The sequence below is a fragment of the Allobosea sp. OAE752 genome, assembly GCF_050433265.1.
GTDB classification, from domain to species: Bacteria; Pseudomonadota; Alphaproteobacteria; order Rhizobiales; family Beijerinckiaceae; genus Allobosea; species Allobosea spartocytisi.
Genome location: NZ_JBNPXO010000007.1, coordinates 171,921 through 188,458, shown reverse-complemented (window position 1 = coordinate 188,458; position 16,538 = coordinate 171,921). Strand labels below are relative to the sequence as shown.

Annotated in this window: 16 protein-coding genes; 14 read left to right on the top strand and 2 right to left on the bottom strand. The window is 68.3% G+C overall.

Annotation, left to right across the window (positions count from 1 at the left end):
* Positions 1 to 27: 27 nt before the first annotated feature.
* The 6 genes from GGC47_RS19120 to GGC47_RS19095 are packed head-to-tail and all read left to right on the top strand — an operon-like array spanning position 28 to position 5,757.
* Positions 28 to 1,146, top strand: a complete 1,119-nt coding sequence (locus GGC47_RS19120) for an NAD(P)/FAD-dependent oxidoreductase (RefSeq protein ID WP_142023343.1) — start codon at positions 28 to 30, stop codon at positions 1,144 to 1,146.
* A complete protein-coding gene (locus tag GGC47_RS19115; RefSeq protein WP_112764767.1) occupies positions 1,127 to 1,423 on the top strand; it encodes a (2Fe-2S)-binding protein in 297 nt (98 codons plus the stop codon). The genes GGC47_RS19120 and GGC47_RS19115 overlap by 20 nt, the downstream gene beginning before the upstream one ends.
* On the top strand, positions 1,420 to 2,823 hold the full coding sequence (locus GGC47_RS19110; protein ID WP_142023342.1) for an FAD/NAD(P)-dependent oxidoreductase: 1,404 nt from the start codon (positions 1,420 to 1,422) through the stop codon (positions 2,821 to 2,823). The genes GGC47_RS19115 and GGC47_RS19110 overlap by 4 nt, the downstream gene beginning before the upstream one ends.
* Positions 2,820 to 3,950, top strand: coding sequence for an NAD(P)/FAD-dependent oxidoreductase (locus tag GGC47_RS19105; protein WP_142023341.1), 1,131 nt, complete (start codon positions 2,820 to 2,822; stop codon positions 3,948 to 3,950). The genes GGC47_RS19110 and GGC47_RS19105 overlap by 4 nt, the downstream gene beginning before the upstream one ends.
* Positions 3,947 to 4,891, top strand: a complete 945-nt coding sequence (locus GGC47_RS19100; RefSeq protein ID WP_038357652.1) for an ABC transporter permease — start codon at positions 3,947 to 3,949, stop codon at positions 4,889 to 4,891. The genes GGC47_RS19105 and GGC47_RS19100 overlap by 4 nt, the downstream gene beginning before the upstream one ends.
* A complete protein-coding gene (locus tag GGC47_RS19095; RefSeq protein WP_112764763.1) occupies positions 4,888 to 5,757 on the top strand; it encodes an ABC transporter permease in 870 nt (289 codons plus the stop codon). Before GGC47_RS19100 ends, GGC47_RS19095 begins: the two co-directional genes overlap by 4 nt.
* Here GGC47_RS19095 and GGC47_RS19090 read toward each other — a convergent pair.
* On the bottom strand, positions 5,749 to 6,657 hold the full coding sequence (locus GGC47_RS19090) for a hydrogen peroxide-inducible genes activator (RefSeq protein WP_142023340.1): 909 nt from the start codon (positions 6,655 to 6,657) through the stop codon (positions 5,749 to 5,751). The genes GGC47_RS19095 and GGC47_RS19090 overlap by 9 nt on opposite strands.
* Positions 6,658 to 6,980: 323 nt before the next feature.
* Between GGC47_RS19090 and katG the strand changes: the two genes are divergently transcribed.
* From katG to GGC47_RS19050, 8 genes are all read left to right on the top strand, one after another.
* Positions 6,981 to 9,158: a catalase/peroxidase HPI gene (gene katG, locus GGC47_RS19085; protein ID WP_142023339.1), complete on the top strand. Its 2,178-nt coding sequence runs from the start codon at positions 6,981 to 6,983 to the stop codon at positions 9,156 to 9,158.
* Between the two features lie 352 nt (positions 9,159 to 9,510).
* Positions 9,511 to 10,683: an ABC transporter substrate-binding protein gene (locus GGC47_RS19080; RefSeq protein ID WP_038357646.1), complete on the top strand. Its 1,173-nt coding sequence runs from the start codon at positions 9,511 to 9,513 to the stop codon at positions 10,681 to 10,683.
* 185 nt (positions 10,684 to 10,868) lie between these two features.
* Complete coding sequence (locus tag GGC47_RS19075) at positions 10,869 to 11,795, top strand: branched-chain amino acid ABC transporter permease (protein ID WP_112764760.1); 927 nt, start codon at positions 10,869 to 10,871, stop codon at positions 11,793 to 11,795.
* Positions 11,792 to 12,781 (top strand): branched-chain amino acid ABC transporter permease, encoded by a 990-nt coding sequence (locus tag GGC47_RS19070; RefSeq protein ID WP_370954778.1) that lies wholly within the window; start codon positions 11,792 to 11,794, stop codon positions 12,779 to 12,781. The genes GGC47_RS19075 and GGC47_RS19070 overlap by 4 nt, the downstream gene beginning before the upstream one ends.
* The gene (locus GGC47_RS19065; RefSeq protein ID WP_142023338.1) at positions 12,774 to 13,523 is read left to right on the top strand and encodes an ABC transporter ATP-binding protein; all 750 of its coding nucleotides are present in this window, start codon (positions 12,774 to 12,776) and stop codon (positions 13,521 to 13,523) included. Before GGC47_RS19070 ends, GGC47_RS19065 begins: the two co-directional genes overlap by 8 nt.
* 2 nt (positions 13,524 to 13,525) lie before the next feature.
* Positions 13,526 to 14,224: an ABC transporter ATP-binding protein gene (locus GGC47_RS19060; protein WP_142023337.1), complete on the top strand. Its 699-nt coding sequence runs from the start codon at positions 13,526 to 13,528 to the stop codon at positions 14,222 to 14,224.
* 60 nt (positions 14,225 to 14,284) lie between these two features.
* Entirely contained in the window at positions 14,285 to 14,743 is a 459-nt protein-coding gene (locus tag GGC47_RS19055; RefSeq protein WP_142023336.1) for a cupin domain-containing protein, read from the top strand.
* Between the two features lie 162 nt (positions 14,744 to 14,905).
* Positions 14,906 to 15,259 carry a PilZ domain-containing protein gene (locus GGC47_RS19050; RefSeq protein ID WP_370954779.1) on the top strand — a complete coding sequence of 118 codons (354 nt, stop codon included), beginning with the start codon at positions 14,906 to 14,908 and terminating at the stop codon, positions 15,257 to 15,259.
* Here GGC47_RS19050 and GGC47_RS19045 read toward each other — a convergent pair whose 3' ends face one another.
* Positions 15,260 to 16,507, bottom strand: a complete 1,248-nt coding sequence (locus tag GGC47_RS19045; RefSeq protein WP_142023334.1) for a flavin-dependent oxidoreductase — start codon at positions 16,505 to 16,507, stop codon at positions 15,260 to 15,262.
* Between the last annotated feature and the right edge of the window lie 31 nt (positions 16,508 to 16,538).

Genomic DNA, 16,538 nt, shown 5'->3' with positions numbered 1-16,538 from the left:
ACGTCTCAGCCGGCAAGGGAAATTCACATGCGGCCTGACATCGTCGTCATCGGAGGGGGAACGGTCGGGGCAGCCATCGCCTACGGCCTGGCGAAGCGGCGCCAGAACGTGCTGCTGCTCGACGGCGACGATGGCGACTTCCGCGCGGCCCGCGCCAATTTCGGCCTGGTCTGGCTGCAGGGCAAGGGGCTCGGCATGCCGGCCTATCAGGCCCTGACACGCCGGAGCATCGCGCTATGGCGCGGCTTTTCCGATGCGCTCGAAGCCGAGACGGGCGGCGATCTCGCTTACGAGCAGAATGGCGGCCTCGCCTTCTGCCTCGGGGAGGAGGCCTTCGAGAAGCGCCGCCTCGACCTGATGCGCCTGCACAACCAGCGCGGCGACGGCGAGCCGGACTGGGAGATGCTCGACCGTCCGGCGCTGGAGCGCCTGCTGCCCAAGGCCGGGCTCGGTCCCGACGTGACGGGCGCGAGCTTCGGCCGGCATGACGGCCACGCCAATCCGCTGCGGCTTCTGGCGGCGCTGCATGGCGGGCTGGTCCGCCTCGGCGGCAGCATCCGCCATCGCGCCCGCGTCGAGCGGATCGAGCGGGCCGGTGCGGATTTCCGTCTCGTGCTCGACGGCGAGACATTGACGGCGCCGCGCATCGTCATCGCCGCCGGGCTCGGCTCGGTGGCTCTCGGCCGGCAGGTCGGGCTCGACGTGCCGGTGCATCCGGAACGGGGCCAGGTGCTCGTCACCGAGCGGCTCGCCCCCTTCCTGCCCCTGCCCGCCAGCGGCCTGCGCCAGACCGCGGAAGGCACGGTAATGATCGGTGCGACCAAGGACGAGGTCGGCTTCGATGCCTCGACCACCACCGAAGCCGCCTCCTCGCTGAGCCGCAAGACGGTCCGGACCATTCCCGCGCTCGCGCATGTCGGGCTCGTCCGGCAATGGGCGGGCCTGCGGATCATGACGCCCGACGGCTACCCGATCTACGCGCAATCGGAGAGCCATCCCGGCGCCTTCGTCGCGCTCTGTCATTCCGGCGTGACGCTCGCGGCCTTCCACGCCGATCCCCTCGCCGAGGCGATCACGGCCGGTTCGCTCCCCGAAACCTTTTCTCCCTTCCACCAGAGACGCTTCGATGTTCCGCAAGCTGCATGATCCAGGGCCGTCCGCCGTCACGGTCCATATCGACGGGCGCCCGGTCCGGGCCGAAGCCGGAGAGAGCGTCGCCGCCGTGCTGCTGCGCCAGCCCGAAGGCTGGAACCGGACCACGCCGGTCTCGGAAAGCCGCCGCGCGCCTTATTGCATGATGGGCGTCTGTTTCGAATGCCTCGTCGAGGTCGATGGCCAGGGCTCCGTGCAGAGCTGCCTGACCCCGGTGCGGGACGGGATGTCCGTGACCCGCCAGCAGGGACGCCGGAGCCTCTCGGCATGAGCGATCAACACACCGATCTCCTGATCGTCGGCGCGGGGCCGGCCGGCATGGCCGCTGCCGTGACAGCCCGCCGCCATGGCTTGTCCGTGCGGGTGGTCGACGATCAGTCGGCGCCCGGCGGCCAGATCTGGCGCGCCATCGAGACTGTCGCTGCGACGCCGCGCCTGGCGCGGCTGGGAGAAGCCTATCGCGCCGGCGTCGACCGCGCCGCCGCCTTCCGCGCCTGCGGCGCCCTCTACGAGCCGCAGAGCCAGCTCTGGCAGATCGAGCCGGGGTTTCGCGCCTTCCTGACCCGCGACGGCCGGGCGCGCAGCGTGACGGCCGAGGCGATCATCCTCGCCACCGGCGCGCAGGAGCGCCCGGTGCCCTTCCCGGGCTGGACGCTGCCGGGCGTGCTGACGGTCGGCGCGGCGCAGATCCTGCTGAAGACCGCCGATTCCGTCCCGGACAAGCCGGTCTGGATCGCCGGCTGCGGGCCGCTGCCACTGCTCTACATGACGCAGCTTCTGGCGGCGGGCGGCAAGATCGCCGGCTTCCTCGACACCACGCCGCGCGGACGGGTCGGCGCTGCGCTGCGCCATCTGCCGCAGGGGCTCGGACGCTTCGGCGACCTCGTCAAGGGCCTGTCCTGGTCGCTGGCGCTGAAACGGGCCGGCTTCCCGATCATCCGCCATGTCGCGGAGCTGCGTGCCGAAGGCGACGGGCGTCTCGAAAGCCTGCATTACCGCACGCAGGACGGCCGGGAAGGCGATGTCGCCGCCGAGGTGCTGCTCGTCCATGAGGGCGTTGTGCCCAATATCCATGCCCCGCTCGCGCTGGGCTGCGCGGTCAGATGGGATGCCGGCCAGCATTGCCAGATCCCCGTGCTCGACACCTGGGGCGAAACCTCTCAGGCAAACGTCTTCGTCGCCGGCGACGGCGCCGGCATCGGCGGGGCCGAGGCGGCCGAGCCGCGTGGGCAGCTCGCGGCGCTGCGTGTCGCCACCAAGCTCGGAAAGCTGCGGGACGATGCGGCCGAGGCCGCCGCGCGCACGGAGCAAGCCGCGCTGTCACGCGCGCTCGCGCTGCGGCCTTTCCTCGATGCTCTCTACGCGCCGCGGCCGCAGGTCTTCGCGCCCGCCGACGAGACGCTGGTGTGCCGCTGCGAGGAGGTCACGGCCGGCGAATTGCGCATCCGCGCTGCGCAGGGGCGGCCCGGGCCGAACCAGCTCAAGGCCTTCACCCGCGCCGGCATGGGCCCCTGCCAGGGGCGGCAATGCGGCTACACCATGGCCCATATCGTCGCGGCGGTTCAGAACCGACCTGTCGAGGAGGTCGGCTTCTACCGGATCCGGCCGCCCTTGAAGCCCGTGACGCTCGGCGAACTCGCCAGCCTCGACGAGCAGGAGCCGGCGGCATGAGCATCGAGGCCTTCGATGTCGCGGTGGTGGGGGGCGGGCTGCACGGCCTGTCCGCCGCGCTGCATCTGGCCCGCGCCGGCCGCCGCGTCACGGTGATCGAGCGGCGCTGGACGGGCCGGCACGCCTCGGGCGCCACGGCTGCCGGGGTGCGCACCCTCAACCGCGACATCGCGGAGGTGCCGATCTCGCTCGAGGCCATGGCGATGTGGCATCGCATCGCCGAGATCGTCGGCGACGATTGCGGCTTTCACGCCCGTGGCCAGGTCAATGTCGCGGAACGCGACGAGCATATGCCGGCCCTGCTCCAGCGCGAGGCGAAGATGCGCGCGCTCGGGCATAGTCATGAGGAGCTGGTCGATGCGAAGGAGCTGCGCCGCCTCGTGCCGGCGCTGAGCCCGCATTGCGTCGGCGCGCTGGTCGCGCGACGCGACGGCGCGGCCGATCCGCACCGGACCATCCTCGCCTTCCGCCGTGCCTGCGAGGCCGAGGGCGTCGTCATCGCCGAGGGCTGCGGCGTCGAGGCGGTCGACCGGCAGGGCCCGGACTGGCTGCTCGCCTGCGGCGATCGCCGCTTCCGCGCGCCGGTCGTGGTCAATGCGAGCGGCGCCTGGGCGGCTCGGCTGGCGGCCTTGTTCGGCGACGACATCGCGCTCGGCGTGCGCGCCTCGATGATGATCGTGACCGAGCGCCTCGCGCCGCTGCTCGCCCCCGTGGTCAGCGTGGTCGGCCGGGCGCTCTCCTTCAAGCAGTCGGACCAGGGCACGCTGGTGATCGGCGGCGGCCTGCAAGGCGCGGCCGATCTCGACCGGGAAAGCAGCACGGTGAATTTCAGCGAGCTGGCCAAGGGCGCGCGCGCGTCGAGCGATCTCTTCCCGGCCGTGCACGGGGTCCGCATCGCCCGTTGCTGGACCGGAATCGAGGCGCAGACGCGCGACCGCCTGCCGGTGATCGGCGCCTCGCCGAATGCGCCCGGCCTCTTCCATGCCTTCGGCTTCTCCGGGCACGGCTTCCAGCTCGTCCCGGTCGTCGGCTCGATCCTGGCCGAGCTCGTCGTCGAAGGCCACACCCGGCGCGAGATCGCGGCCTTCGCGCCGCAACGCCTGATGCAGGAAAGGGCCGCGGCATGACGAGCTTCGTTGTCAGGCGCCTCCTGCTCGCCATTCCCACGCTGTTCGTGATGCTGACGGCGATCTTCGTGCTGGTCAGGCTCGTGCCGGGCGATGCCGCTTCCGTCATCCTCGGCGATCAGGCGAGCGCCGCCTCGCTCGCGGCGCTGCGCGAGAAGCTCGGCCTCGACCAGCCGGTCCATGTCCAGTACCTCGCCTTCATCGGCAAGGTGCTCACCGGCGATCTCGGCCAGTCCCTGAGCAGCGGCCGCAGCGTCATCCAGGAGGTGCTGCTCGTCCTGCCCTCGACCATCGAACTGACGGTCGCCGCCGTCGCCATCGGCCTCGTCTTCGGCCTGCCGCTCGGCGTCGCCGCCGCGCTCAGCCGCAATGGCTGGATCGACTATGTCGCGCGCGTCGTCTCGCTGGTCGGGCTCTCCTTCCCGGCCTTCGTCTCCGGCATCCTGATGCTGATCGTCTTCGCCATCCAGCTCGGCTGGTTCCCGGTGCTGGGCAATACCAGCGGCTCGGGCGACCTGACGGAGCGCCTGCGCGCGCTGGCGCTGCCGGCGCTCAATCTCGGCATCATCATGACGGCCTATGTGATGCGGGTGACGCGTGCGGCGATGCTCGGCGTCCTCACCGAGGACTATATCCGCACCGCCCGCGCCAAGGGGGTGAGCCCGACCCGGCTCGTCGTCACCCATGCGCTGCGCAACAGCCTGATCCCGATCATCACGGTGGTCGGGCTCTATTTCGGCACGCTGATCGGCAATTCGGTGCTGACCGAGATCATCTTCAACCGGCCGGGCCTGGGCAAGCTGATCATCGGCGCGCTCAACGCCCGCGACTACACGCTGCTGCAGGGGCTGATGATCATCTTCGCCATCTGCGTGATCATCGTGAACACCGTGACGGACATGGCCTATGGCCTCGTCGATCCGAGGGTGAAATACACATGAGCGCCGTCGCCTCCACGACCATCGAGATTCGGCCGGGCGGCCTCTGGCTCGCCTTCAGCCAGAACAAGCTCGCCTGGATCGGCCTCGTCCTGCTCGGCCTGATCGTCTTCGTCGCGGTTTTCGCGCCCTGGCTCGCGCCGCACGATCCGCTCGAGCAGAACATCGTCGCGCGGCTGGAGCCGCCTTCGGCCGAGTTCTGGCTCGGCACCGATTCCTATGGCCGCGACGTGCTCTCGCGCCTGATCTACGGGGCGCGCATCTCGCTCTTCGTCGGCTTCGTCGCGATCCTCATCGCCATGCTGATCGGCACGGCGATCGGCGTCATCGCCGGCTATATCGGCGGCCTCTTCGACCAGCTCGTCATGGGTGTGCTCGACGTGCTGCTGGCGTTCCCGACCCTGCTGCTCGGCCTGATGATCGCGGCGATGCTGGGGGCGAGCCTGGAGAACCTGATCATCGCCATCGCGGTCACCGAGATCGCGCCCTTCGCCCGCGTGGCCCGCGCCCCGACGATCACGCTGCGCCAGCGCGACTTCGTCGAGGCGAGCCGCTCCTATGGCTGCGGGCCGTTCCGGATCATGACGCGGCACATCCTGCCCAACATGCTGTCGGATGTGGTGGTGATGAGCTCGCTCTGGCTGGCATCGGCGATCCGCACGGAAGCCTCGCTGAGCTTCATCGGGCTCGGTGTGCCGCCACCGGCAGCGACCTGGGGTGGCATGATCCGGGAAGGCTTCGAGAACATCCTGGACGCCTGGTGGCTCGCGGTCTTTCCGAGCCTCGCGATCCTGGCAACGGTGCTCGCGCTCAACCTGCTCGGCGATGCCCTGCGCGACGCCTCGGACCCGCGCTCCCGCTCACGGTGAGGGCAACGGCTTCGCCGACTGGCGAACCACCTCCGATATCTCGCGGAGCTGGGGGGCCAGCGGGCTCGTCCTGCGCCAGACCATGCCGATCGTGCGGGAGGGCTGGGGCGCCTCGAAGCGGACGATGGAGACGGAAGCCGAGCGCGTCTCGACCGCCACGGCCATTTCCGGGATCAGGGTGACGCCGAGACCGGCATCGACCATCTGGACCAGCGTCGACAGCGAACTCGCATCCAAAAGGTCACGCGGCTGCGCGGCACGCGGTCTGGTATTGCAGAAGGAGAGGGCCTGATCACGGAAGCAATGCCCCTCCTCGAGCAGCAGCAGCCTCATCTCGCGCAGCGCCTCGCGGCTCGGGGCGGGCTTCCCGTCATCCGCGCGCGGGCGGAGGAGGACGAAGCTCTCGGTGAAGAGCGCGACCTCGGTCAGGGACGGCTCCGACACCGGCAAGGCGACGATCGCCATGTCGAGGCGCCCCTCGTTCAATTCCTCGACCAGCTTCGGCGTCAGCGTCTCGCGCACATGGAGGTCGAGGCCGCCATGCAGACGGGTGAGATCGCCGATGAGGTTCGGCAGCAGATAGGGCGCGACCGTCGGGATCACGCCGATGCGCAACCGCGCGACCTGCCCGCCGCGGGAGGCGCGGGCATAGCCTTCCAGCTCGTCGAACGAGCGCAGGATCTCCCTCGCCCGCTCCGCGATTCCCTCGCCGAAACGCGTCAGGCGAACCTGGCGCCCGCCTCTCTCGAAGAGATCGGAGCCGAGCTCGCCCTCGAGAACCTTGATCTGCATCGACAGGGCCGGCTGCGAGATCGAGCACGCCTCGGCCGCGCGTCCGAAATGACCGTGCCGCGCCAGCGCCTCGAAATAGCGAAGCTGCTTGAGTGTCAGGTTCGTCATAATTTCAACTTATCGATGCAATCAGAAAATCGGAATTAAAATAATGAAACCGCTTTGCTAAGAGGCTAGCAGCGAAGAGGGGTGCAGCAGATGTCACGACCGCCACGCACCGCGAAGGCCAGCGCTGTTTCGGCCCCCGGCTTCCGCCGGCCCGCTCGCGTGCCGTGCCCCGCCTTCGCTCGGCAAGCCCGTCCGGTTCGGATGCCCCGATCGCCCGACGCCCTTTCGCCCCACTGATCCTGACAGGAGGAGCCGCTCCCCGAGGGCAAGGCTCCGATCGTCATGGAACCATGCCTTCAGCCCAGCCAAGCCCGGAGAGACACATGAACGCGAAGACTGAAGACAGCACGGGCAAATGCCCCGTCGCCCATGGCGGCGGCGCCCGGCAGAATCGCGACTGGTGGCCGAGCCAGCTGCCCGTCGACCTGCTGAACCAGCACTCGGCCAAGTCCGATCCGCTGGATCAGGCCTTCAGCTACCGCAAGGCGTTCGAGAAGCTCGACTATGAGGCGCTGAAGAACGACCTGCGCAAGCTGATGACCGAATCGCAGGATTGGTGGCCGGCCGATTTCGGCCATTACGGCCCGCAATTCATCCGCATGTCCTGGCACTCCGCCGGCACCTACCGCCTCGCGGACGGTCGCGGCGGCGGCGGCCGTGGCCAGCAGCGCTTCGCCCCGCTCAACAGCTGGCCGGACAATGTGAACATCGACAAGTCGCGCCGCCTGCTCTGGCCGATCAAGCAGAAATACGGCCAGGCCATCTCCTGGGCCGACCTGATGATCCTGACCGGCAATGTCGCGCTGGAGACCATGGGCTTCCGCACCTTCGGCTTCGCCGGCGGCCGCGAGGACACATGGGAGCCCGACAATGACGTGAACTGGGGCGCCGAGACCGCCTGGCTGACCCATCGCCCGCTCGACACATTCGACGCGCCGCTCAGCGCCACCGAGATGGGCCTGATCTACGTCAATCCGGAGGGCCCCGGCGCCAATGGCGATCCGGTCTCGGCCGCGCATTTCATCCGCGAGACCTTCGCCCGCATGGCGATGAACGACGAGGAGACCGTCGCGCTGATCGGCGGCGGCCACACCTTCGGCAAGACGCATGGCGCTGCGCCGGAATCCCACAAGGGTCCTGATCCCGAAGCCGCCGAGCTGGAGGCGCAGGGTCTCGGCTGGGCCAGCAATTACGGCACCGGCCATGGTGCCGATGCGGTCGGCAGCGGCCTCGAGGTCACCTGGACGCAGACCCCGGCGCAGTGGAGCAACCACTTCTTCGAGAACCTGTTCAAATACGAATGGGTTCAGACCCGCAGCCCCGGCGGCGCCATCCAGTGGGAGGCGAAGGATGCCGAGGCGGTCATCCCCGACGCCCATGACCCGTCGAAGAAGCACAAGCCGACGATGCTGACGACCGACCTGTCGCTGCGCTTCGACCCGGTCTACGAGAAGATCTCGCGCCGGTTCCTGGAGAACCCGCAGGCCTTCGCGGAAGCCTTCGCCCGCGCCTGGTTCAAGCTGACCCATCGCGATCTCGGCCCGCGCTCGCGCTATCTCGGCCCGGAAGTGCCGAAGGAAGAGCTGATCTGGCAGGATGTGGTGCCGGCCGTCGATCATCCGCTGGTTGGCGAGGCCGATATCGCCGCCCTCAAGGAGAAGATCCGGGCCTCCGGCCTCACCGTCTCCGAGCTGGTCGGCACGGCCTGGGCCTCGGCCGCGACCTTCCGCGGCGGCGACAAGCGCGGCGGCGCCAACGGTGCGCGTGTCCGGCTCAGCCCCCAGAAGGACTGGGAGGTCAACCGGCCTGCCCAGCTCGCCAAGGTGATCGAGGTGCTCGACGGCATCCGGCGCCAGTTCAACAAGGAGGCCGACGGCGACCAGAAAATCTCGCTGGCCGACCTCATCGTGCTGGCCGGGAATGTCGGCGTCGAGCAGGCGGCGAAGGCCGCCGGCCATGACGTCAGCGTGCCGTTCACGCCGGGCCGCACCGACGCCAAGCAGGAGCAGACGGACATCCATTCCTTCGCGGTGATGGAGCCTGTCCTGGACGGCTTCCGCAACTACCAGAAGGCCGGGGCGAAGGTGCCGGCCGAGGTGGCGCTGATCGACCGGGCACAGCTGCTGACGCTGACCGCGCCGGAGCTGACGGTGCTGATCGGTGGCCTGCGCGCGATCAACATCAACGCCGATGGCGGGACGCATGGTGTGCTGACCAACCGGCCGGGCGCGCTGACGAACGACTTCTTCGTCAACCTGCTCGACATGGGCACGCAGTGGAAGGCCGCCTCCGAGGCCAAGGACGTGTTCGAGGGCACCGATCGCAAGACCGGCGCCGCGAAATGGACCGGCACCCGCGCCGACCTCGTCTTCGGCTCGAACTCGATCCTGCGTGCGCTGGCGGAGGTCTATGCCAGCACGGACGCCAGGGAGAAGTTCGTGAAGGACTTCGTGGCGGCCTGGACGAAGGTGATGAATCTCGACCGTTTCGACATCGCCTGATGCAACGACGCCCGGCCGCCATCCTGCGGGCGGGCGCTCACGCGAACCGGTCCGTCATTCGCTGAACGGACCGGCCTCTCGCAGGATCGCGCCGTCGTCCCGGGCTTGCCCCGGTACGACGGCGTTTTCCTGAAAACGCCCCGGCCTTCCAAACGCGCCCCGGGGATGCAGCCCGCCGGCAAAGATTTTGCGCGGCCGGGGATGGACGGCGGGCACCGTCTGCGCGAAATTTCAGCATGCAGCCCTTGCAGATATTTTAAGCTTGAAACATTATGCTCCGGCGCGAGCCAAAGAAGTCCGAGGGAACCCGGCCGCGCCTCCTTTTTCGCTCGTTCGTCCCGGGAGGGCATCGATGACGACTCTCAAATTCGCACTCGCGCTCGGTTGTGGCGCGCTGGCCCTCTCCATGGCCTCGGCCCAGGCGCAGGAACCGATGAAGATCGGCGTGGTCAGCGTCCTGACCGGCCCCGGCGCCGCTCTCGGCCAGCAGGTCCGCGACGGTTTCCAGCTCGCGGTCGACAAGAATGGCGGCAAGCTCGGCGGCGTGCCGGTCAAGATCACCGTGATCGACGACGAATTGAAGCCCGACGTCGCAGTCGACCGGGTGCGCAGCTTCGTCGAGAGCGAGAAGCCGACCTTCGTCGTCGGCCCGGTCTTCTCGAACATCCTCGGCGCGATCGCCAAGCCCGTGCTCGATTCCGGCGCCTTCCTGATCAGCCCGAATGCCGGCCCGTCCACCATGGCGGGCAAGGCCTGCAACAAGAACTTCTTCGTCACCTCCTACCAGAACGACCAGGTGCACGAGGTCCTCGGCAAATACGCGCAGGACCAGAACTACAAGCGGGCCTATATCATCGCGCCGAACTATCAGGCGGGTAAGGACTCGCTCGCCGGCTTCAAGCGCTACTTCAAGGGCGAGATCGTCGATGAGGTCTACGCCCCGCTGAACGCGCTCGACTTCTCGGCCGACCTCGCCAAGATCGCCTCCACCAAGCCCGACGTCGTCTTCGCCTTCCTGCCCGGTGGGCTCGGTGTCAACTTCGTCAAGCAGTGGTCGCAGGCCGGCCTGCAAGGCAAGATCCCCTTCCTCTCCGCCTTCACGGTCGATGAATCGACCCTGCCGGCGCAGCAGGATGCGGCGGTCGGGCTCTATGGCGGGATGACCTGGGCGCCCAACATGGACAATCCGCAGACGAAGGACTTCGTGAAGGCCTATGAAGCCGCCTACAAGATCGTGCCGGGCTCCTACGCCCAGCAGGCCTATGATGCGGCGATGCTGATCGATTCCGCCGTGAAGGCGGCCGGCGGCACCGGCAATGCCGACAAGCTGCGCGACGCCATCAAGAAAGCCGACTTCACCTCGCTGCGCGGCAAGTTCAAGTTCAACACCAACGGCTTCCCGATCCAGGACTTCTATCTCGTCAAGGTCGCCAAGCGCGCGGACGGCAAGTTCCAGACCGAGATCGCCGAGAAGGTGTTCACCGACTACGCCGATCCGCACGCCAAGGATTGCGGGTTGAAATAAGGCGCCTCGGCGCCACATCCGCCACCGTCATCCCGGACAAGCCGCGAAGCGACGCCGATCCAGGATCCATCGAAGGGCAGAGTCCTGCAAGGAATGCGCTCTACGATGGATTCCGGGCCTTCGCTTCGCTACGCCCGGAATGACGGTCGAGGTTGATCGCGACGGCAGAGCGAGCCACCGATCCCATGACCACAAGCCTCCTGATCGTCCAGCTCCTCAACGGGCTCCAGTTCGGCATCCTGCTGTTCCTGGTCGCGGCCGGGCTGACGCTGGTCTTCGGCGTGATGGACTTCATCAACCTCGCCCATGGCGTCCAGTACATGCTCGGCGCCTATCTCGCCGTGACCTTCGTCGGCCTGACCGGCTCCTTCATGCTCGGACTCGCGCTTGCGCTCGCCGCCGCGCTGCTGCTGGGTCTGGTGCTGGAATTCCTCGTCTTCCGCCATCTCTACGAACGCGACCATCTCGACCAGGTGCTGGCGACCTTCGGCCTGATCCTGCTGTTCAACCAGGCGGTGAAGATGATCTGGGGCGCGGCGCCGCTTTCCGTGCCGGTGCCCGAATTCCTGTCGGGCAATGTCCGGCTGATGGACGGCATCCTCTATCCCGTCTACCGCTTCGCGCTGATCGGAGCAGGCCTGGGCGTCGGCGCGCTGCTCTGGTTCGTCGTCGAGAAGACGCGCACCGGCATGCTGCTCCGGGCCGGCGCCTCCAACGCGCCGATGGTCTCGGCGCTCGGCATCGATATCCGCAAGCTGTTCATGATCGTCTTCGCCTTCGGCACCATGCTCGCGGGCTTCGCCGGGGCGATGGCGGCGCCGATCCTCTCGGTCGAGCCCGGCATGGGCGACACGGTGCTGATCCTGGCCTTCGTCGTCATCGTCGTCGGCGGCATCGGCTCGATCCGCGGCGCCTTTGTCGGCGCGCTGATCGTCGGGCTCGTCGACACGCTCGGCCGCTCCTTCATGAACGACCTGCTGCGGCTGTTCATGGCGCCCGCCTCGGCCCGCGCAACGGGAGCCGCCCTCTCCTCCATGCTGATCTATCTCGTCATGGCGGCGGTGCTGTTCGTGCGGCCCGAGGGGCTGCTGCCGGCCAAGGGGCGCTCGTGAGCGCGGTCACGACATCCGCGGCCATCGGGCGCCCGGCGCTGCCCGCTGCCCGCCGGCTCGCGCCGCTCGTCATCCTCGGCCTGCTCGCGCTGCTGCCGCTGGCGACTGCGCTCGGCCTGCCCGCGCATTGGCTGACATTGGTGACGCGGGCGATGATCTTCGCCATCGCGGCGCTCTCGCTCGACCTCATCCTCGGCGTCGGCGGCCTCGTCTCCTTCGGCCATGCCGCCTTCATCGGGATCGGGGCCTATGGCGCCGGCATCCTGATCACCGAGGGCCAGACCGAGCTCCTGATCGCGCTGCCGGCCATCCTGCTCGTCTGTGCCGCCTTCGCGGCGGTGACCGGCTACGTCTCGCTGCGCACGCGCGGCGTCGCCTTCATCATGATCACGCTCGCCTTCGGGCAGATGGCCTTCTATTTCGCGCAGGCGCTCTCCGCCTATGGCGGCGATGACGGGCTGACGCTCTACGAGAAGAGCACGCTGCTGGGCCGGGAAATCTTCGCCAACCGTACCGGCTTCTACTACATCGCGCTCGGCACGCTGGCCTTCTGCTACTGGCTGGCGCGGCGGCTGGTGGCCTCGCGCTTCGGCCGCGTGCTGCGGGCCGCGCGCGAGAACGCCGTGCGCGTCACCGTCACCGGCTACGATGTCGACCATGTCCGGCTCGGCGCCTATGTGATCAGCGGCATGATGGCGGGGCTGTCCGGCTTCCTGCTCGCCAACCAGACCGATTTCGTCAGCCCTGCCTTCATGTCCTGGCAGCGCTCGGGCGAATTGATCTTCATGGTCGTGCTCGGCGGCGTCGGCTCTCTCCACGGAGCCATCGTCGGGGCGCTGGCCTTCCTGATCGCCGAGGATGTGCTTTCGGCGTGGACCCAGAACTGGAAGGCGATCTTCGGGCCGCTGATCGTGCTCTTCGTGCTGTTCACCCGGGGCGGCATCGCCGGCCTCATGACCAAGCTCAGAGGGCGCCGCGATGGCTGAGCCGGCGCTCGCACTGAAGGGGCTCGCCAAATCCTTCGGCGCGCTCAAGGTCACCGACGGGGTCGACCTGTCGATCGCGCCGGGCGAGCTTCACGCTCTGATCGGCCCCAATGGCGCGGGCAAGACGACGCTGGTGCACCAGATCTCCGGAACGCTGCGGCCGGATTCCGGCGCGATCCTGTTCGGAGGCACGGACATCACCCATCTGCCGCCGCAGAAGCGGGCGCGAGCGGGACTCGCCCGCACCTTCCAGATCACCTCGACCATCGCCTCGCTTTCGGCGCTGGAGAATGTCGCGCTCGGCGTGCAGGCGCATAGCGCTCACCCGCTCTCCCTCTTCCGCGACGCGGCGCGCGACGAGGCGCTCAATGCGCCCGCCTGGGAGGCGCTGGAGGCGGTCGGCCTGACCGAGCGCGCCCATGCTCCCGCCGGCAGCCTCTCGCATGGCGAGAAGCGCGCGCTGGAGATCGCGATGGCGCTGACCCTCAAGCCAAAGCTCATCCTGCTCGACGAGCCCCTGGCCGGCGTCGGGCATGAGGAGGGCGAACGATTGATCGCGCTTTTGAAGAGCCTTAAGGGCCGCTTCGCCATGCTGCTGGTCGAGCACGATATGAGCGCCGTCTTCGCGCTCGCCGACCGCGTCACGGTGCTGGTCTATGGTGGCGTCATCGCCTCGGGCGAGCCGGCGACAGTGCGGGCCGATCCGGCCGTGCGGCAGGCCTATCTCGGCGAGGAGGTCTAGCGATGCTCCACGTCGAAGGGCTCGATGCCGGCTATGGCGAGGCGCAGATCCTGTTCGGGGTCGATCTCTCCGTCGGCGAGGGCGAGGTGGTGACTCTGCTCGGCCGCAACGGCATGGGCAAGACCACGACGGTGCGCGCCATCATGGGCCTCTTGCCGGCCAAGGCCGGACGCATCGCCTTCGGCGGCCGCGACCTGACCGGCGCCCCGCCCTTCCGCGTCGCTCAGGCCGGCATCGGCCTGGTGCCGGAAGGCCGGCAGATCTTTCCAACGCTTTCGGTCGAGGAGAATCTGATTGCGACCGCAGCAGATCGTTCCGGCAAGAAGCGCTGGGACTTGGAGCGGATCTATGCCTTCTTCCCGCGTCTCAGGGAAAGGCGAGAGAATCGCGGCAACCAGCTCTCCGGCGGCGAGCAGCAGATGCTGGCGATCGGCCGGGCGCTGATGACCAATCCCAAGCTGATCATCCTCGACGAGGCGACAGAGGGGCTCGCGCCCCTGATCCGCGAGGAGATCTGGAACTGCCTGACGGCTTTGAAGGCGGAAGGCGAATCCATTCTCGTCATCGACAAGAACGTCGATGCGCTGGTCCGGATCGCCGACCGCCATGTCGTGCTGGAGAAGGGGCGCGTCGTCTGGCGCGGCACCAGCGCCGAACTGCGCAGCGACAGCGCCGTGAAGGACCGCTTCCTGCATTTTTAGCAGCAGCGACCGCCAACCGCCGCCCGGTCCGCTGGCCGGCTTGATGAGGAGAGCAAGATCATGAAGCCGCTGACTGCCGGCGTGACACGCGCCAATGAAGGCCTGGACGCGATTTCCTGGAACATCCTCGGCCAGACCTATGTACCGAAGACGCTGTCGCAGGACAGCTTCTCCTGGCACGCGACCTTCCCGCCGGGCACCTTCGTGCCGCCGCATATCCACACGACGCAGGACGAGTTCGTCTACATGCTGGAGGGAAGGCTCGATCTCGTGCTCGACGGGCAGGAGAGCTTCGCCACCGCCGGAGACCTGATCCGCCTGCCCCGCAATGTGCCGCATGGCCTGTTCAACAAGAGCGACGCGACGGTGAAGTGCCTGTTCTGGGTTTCGCCGACCGGCCGGCTCTACGATCTGTTCTGGGGCATCCATTCCATGGCGGAGCAGAAGCCGGCGGATGTCGTCGCGCTCTCGGCCAAGCACGAGGTCGATTTCCTGCCGCCGCCGCCCGAAGGCGCCTGAGCCGGCACATTCCCGTGAAAAGCATCGCCTCGCCGGCCGATCGCCCCCTGGCCGGCGATGGCCCGTTAAGGATAATCAATCGTTAAGCGTGAGCGCGCGGATCTGATCTGCTTAACTGCCCCTGCAACCTTGGGTCGTTGTCTTTCGGGGAACGCAACAGCGATGGATACCGAACGTCGTCGCGCGCCGCGCCAGCGCACGCTGCTCGGCGGGATCGTGGCCTTCAACGGCCGGCGCTCGACACTCGATTGCACGATCCGGAACCTGTCCGGCAGCGGCGCGCTGATGGCCGTGCCGGATGCCGTTGCGCTGCCGCCGTCCTTCGAGCTCGAAATCCCTTCGCGGCAGCGTCAGTATTCGGCACGCACGGTCTGGCGCAGCGGCGAGCGGATCGGCATCGTCTTCACCGATCCGGCCGAGGCCGTGCCGCTCGACCTGATGCGCCGGCTCAAGGCTTGCGAAACGGCGAATGCCAGTCTGAAGACCCGCATCCGCCAGCTGACCGAGGCCGGTTGATCAACCCTTGCGGGTTGCCAGTTGCTCGGCCGAGAAGCCGGCCTTGCCGGCATAGGACTTCACGATCTGCTCGCGCCTCGCGTAGCTCAGCACACGCTCGACATCGTCGAAACCGTTCGGAGCCAGCGCCTCGACCGCGTCGATCACCCGCTCCGGCCCGCCGACCCGGTTCATCGCCACCACCTCCGCCGTCGCCGGCAAGCGCTCAGCCTCATAGGCCGCGAGTGCCTGGCGCGGATGCTCGGCCCTGGCCAGCCGGTCGGCGAGGCAGCGCGCATCGAGGATCGCCTGCGAAGCGCCGTTCGAGCCGACCGGATACATCGGATGGGCGGCATCGCCGAGCAGCGTGACGCGGCCATGGGTCCAGCGCGGCAGCGGGTCGCGGTCGCACATCGGGTACTCCCAGAAGGTCGCAGTCGCCCGGATCAGGCCGAGGATGTCGAAGCCCGGCACGCTGAAACGGCGCGCGAAGGGCAGCACGTCCTCGAGGCGGCCCGACTTCGACCAGGCCTCCTTCGGCGGCGGCCGCTCGGGATCGCCATTGCGGATGTTGACGACCCAGTTGGTCAATCGCGTCTGTGGCGTCGCCCCCTTGCCGATCGGGTAGAGCACAAGCTTGCCGGCCATGCCGCCGGCGATGATCATGCTCTCGCCGTCGAGGAAGATCGGCCAGTCGCAGGCGCCGCGCCACATCTGCACGCCCTGCCAGCACGGCGGCCCCTGGTTCGGGAAGTAGAAAGCCCTGACCGCCGAATGGATGCCGTCGGCGCCCACCAGGATGTCGCCGCGCGCCGTCTCGCCAGCCTCACCGAAGCGGGCATCGCTGAAATGCGCGGTGACACCGCCCTCATCCTGCAGGAAGCCAAGCAGGCGCCGGCCGGTGCGGATCGCATCCTCGCCAAGCCGCTCGGCGACCGCGTCGCGGATGAGGCGCTGAAGCCTCCCGCGATGGATCGAGAATTGCGGCACCGGCGCGCCGGCATGCAGGCCGCGCGGCTCGCGCCAGACCGCCTGTCCGAAGCGGTTCATATAGATGAGTTCGCGCGTGCGAATCCCGGCCTCGTCGAGCGCCGGCAGCAGGCCGAGCTCGGTGAGCTCGCGGATCGCGTGCGGCAGCGTGTTGATCCCGACACCGACCTCGCGGATTTCCCCCGCCTGTTCGTAGACAGTCGCGCCGATGCCCCGTGCATGCAGCATCAGCGCCAAGGTTAACCCGCCGATGCCGCCGCCAACGATGATAACCCGCATGCACCGTTCCCTGATGTGCCCATTGTCCTGG

Excerpts from the sequence above, each read along its gene's own strand:
- GGC47_RS19095 (WP_112764763.1), top strand. The coding sequence starts at position 4,888 with ATGAGCGCCGTCGCCTCCACGACCATCGAGATTCGGCCGGGCGGCCTC.
- GGC47_RS19120 (WP_142023343.1), top strand. The coding sequence starts at position 28 with ATGCGGCCTGACATCGTCGTCATCGGAGGGGGAACGGTCGGGGCAGCC.
- GGC47_RS19115 (WP_112764767.1), top strand. The coding sequence starts at position 1,127 with ATGTTCCGCAAGCTGCATGATCCAGGGCCGTCCGCCGTCACGGTCCAT.
- GGC47_RS19050 (WP_370954779.1), top strand. The coding sequence starts at position 14,906 with ATGGATACCGAACGTCGTCGCGCGCCGCGCCAGCGCACGCTGCTCGGC.
- GGC47_RS19065 (WP_142023338.1), top strand. The coding sequence starts at position 12,774 with ATGGCTGAGCCGGCGCTCGCACTGAAGGGGCTCGCCAAATCCTTCGGC.
- GGC47_RS19105 (WP_142023341.1), top strand. The coding sequence starts at position 2,820 with ATGAGCATCGAGGCCTTCGATGTCGCGGTGGTGGGGGGCGGGCTGCAC.
- GGC47_RS19100 (WP_038357652.1), top strand. The coding sequence starts at position 3,947 with ATGACGAGCTTCGTTGTCAGGCGCCTCCTGCTCGCCATTCCCACGCTG.
- GGC47_RS19075 (WP_112764760.1), top strand. The coding sequence starts at position 10,869 with ATGACCACAAGCCTCCTGATCGTCCAGCTCCTCAACGGGCTCCAGTTC.
- GGC47_RS19110 (WP_142023342.1), top strand. The coding sequence starts at position 1,420 with ATGAGCGATCAACACACCGATCTCCTGATCGTCGGCGCGGGGCCGGCC.
- katG (WP_142023339.1), top strand. The coding sequence starts at position 6,981 with ATGAACGCGAAGACTGAAGACAGCACGGGCAAATGCCCCGTCGCCCAT.
- GGC47_RS19060 (WP_142023337.1), top strand. The coding sequence starts at position 13,526 with ATGCTCCACGTCGAAGGGCTCGATGCCGGCTATGGCGAGGCGCAGATC.
- GGC47_RS19055 (WP_142023336.1), top strand. The coding sequence starts at position 14,285 with ATGAAGCCGCTGACTGCCGGCGTGACACGCGCCAATGAAGGCCTGGAC.
- GGC47_RS19045 (WP_142023334.1), bottom strand. The coding sequence starts at position 16,507 with ATGCGGGTTATCATCGTTGGCGGCGGCATCGGCGGGTTAACCTTGGCG.
- GGC47_RS19080 (WP_038357646.1), top strand. The coding sequence starts at position 9,511 with ATGACGACTCTCAAATTCGCACTCGCGCTCGGTTGTGGCGCGCTGGCC.
- GGC47_RS19090 (WP_142023340.1), bottom strand. The coding sequence starts at position 6,657 with ATGACGAACCTGACACTCAAGCAGCTTCGCTATTTCGAGGCGCTGGCG.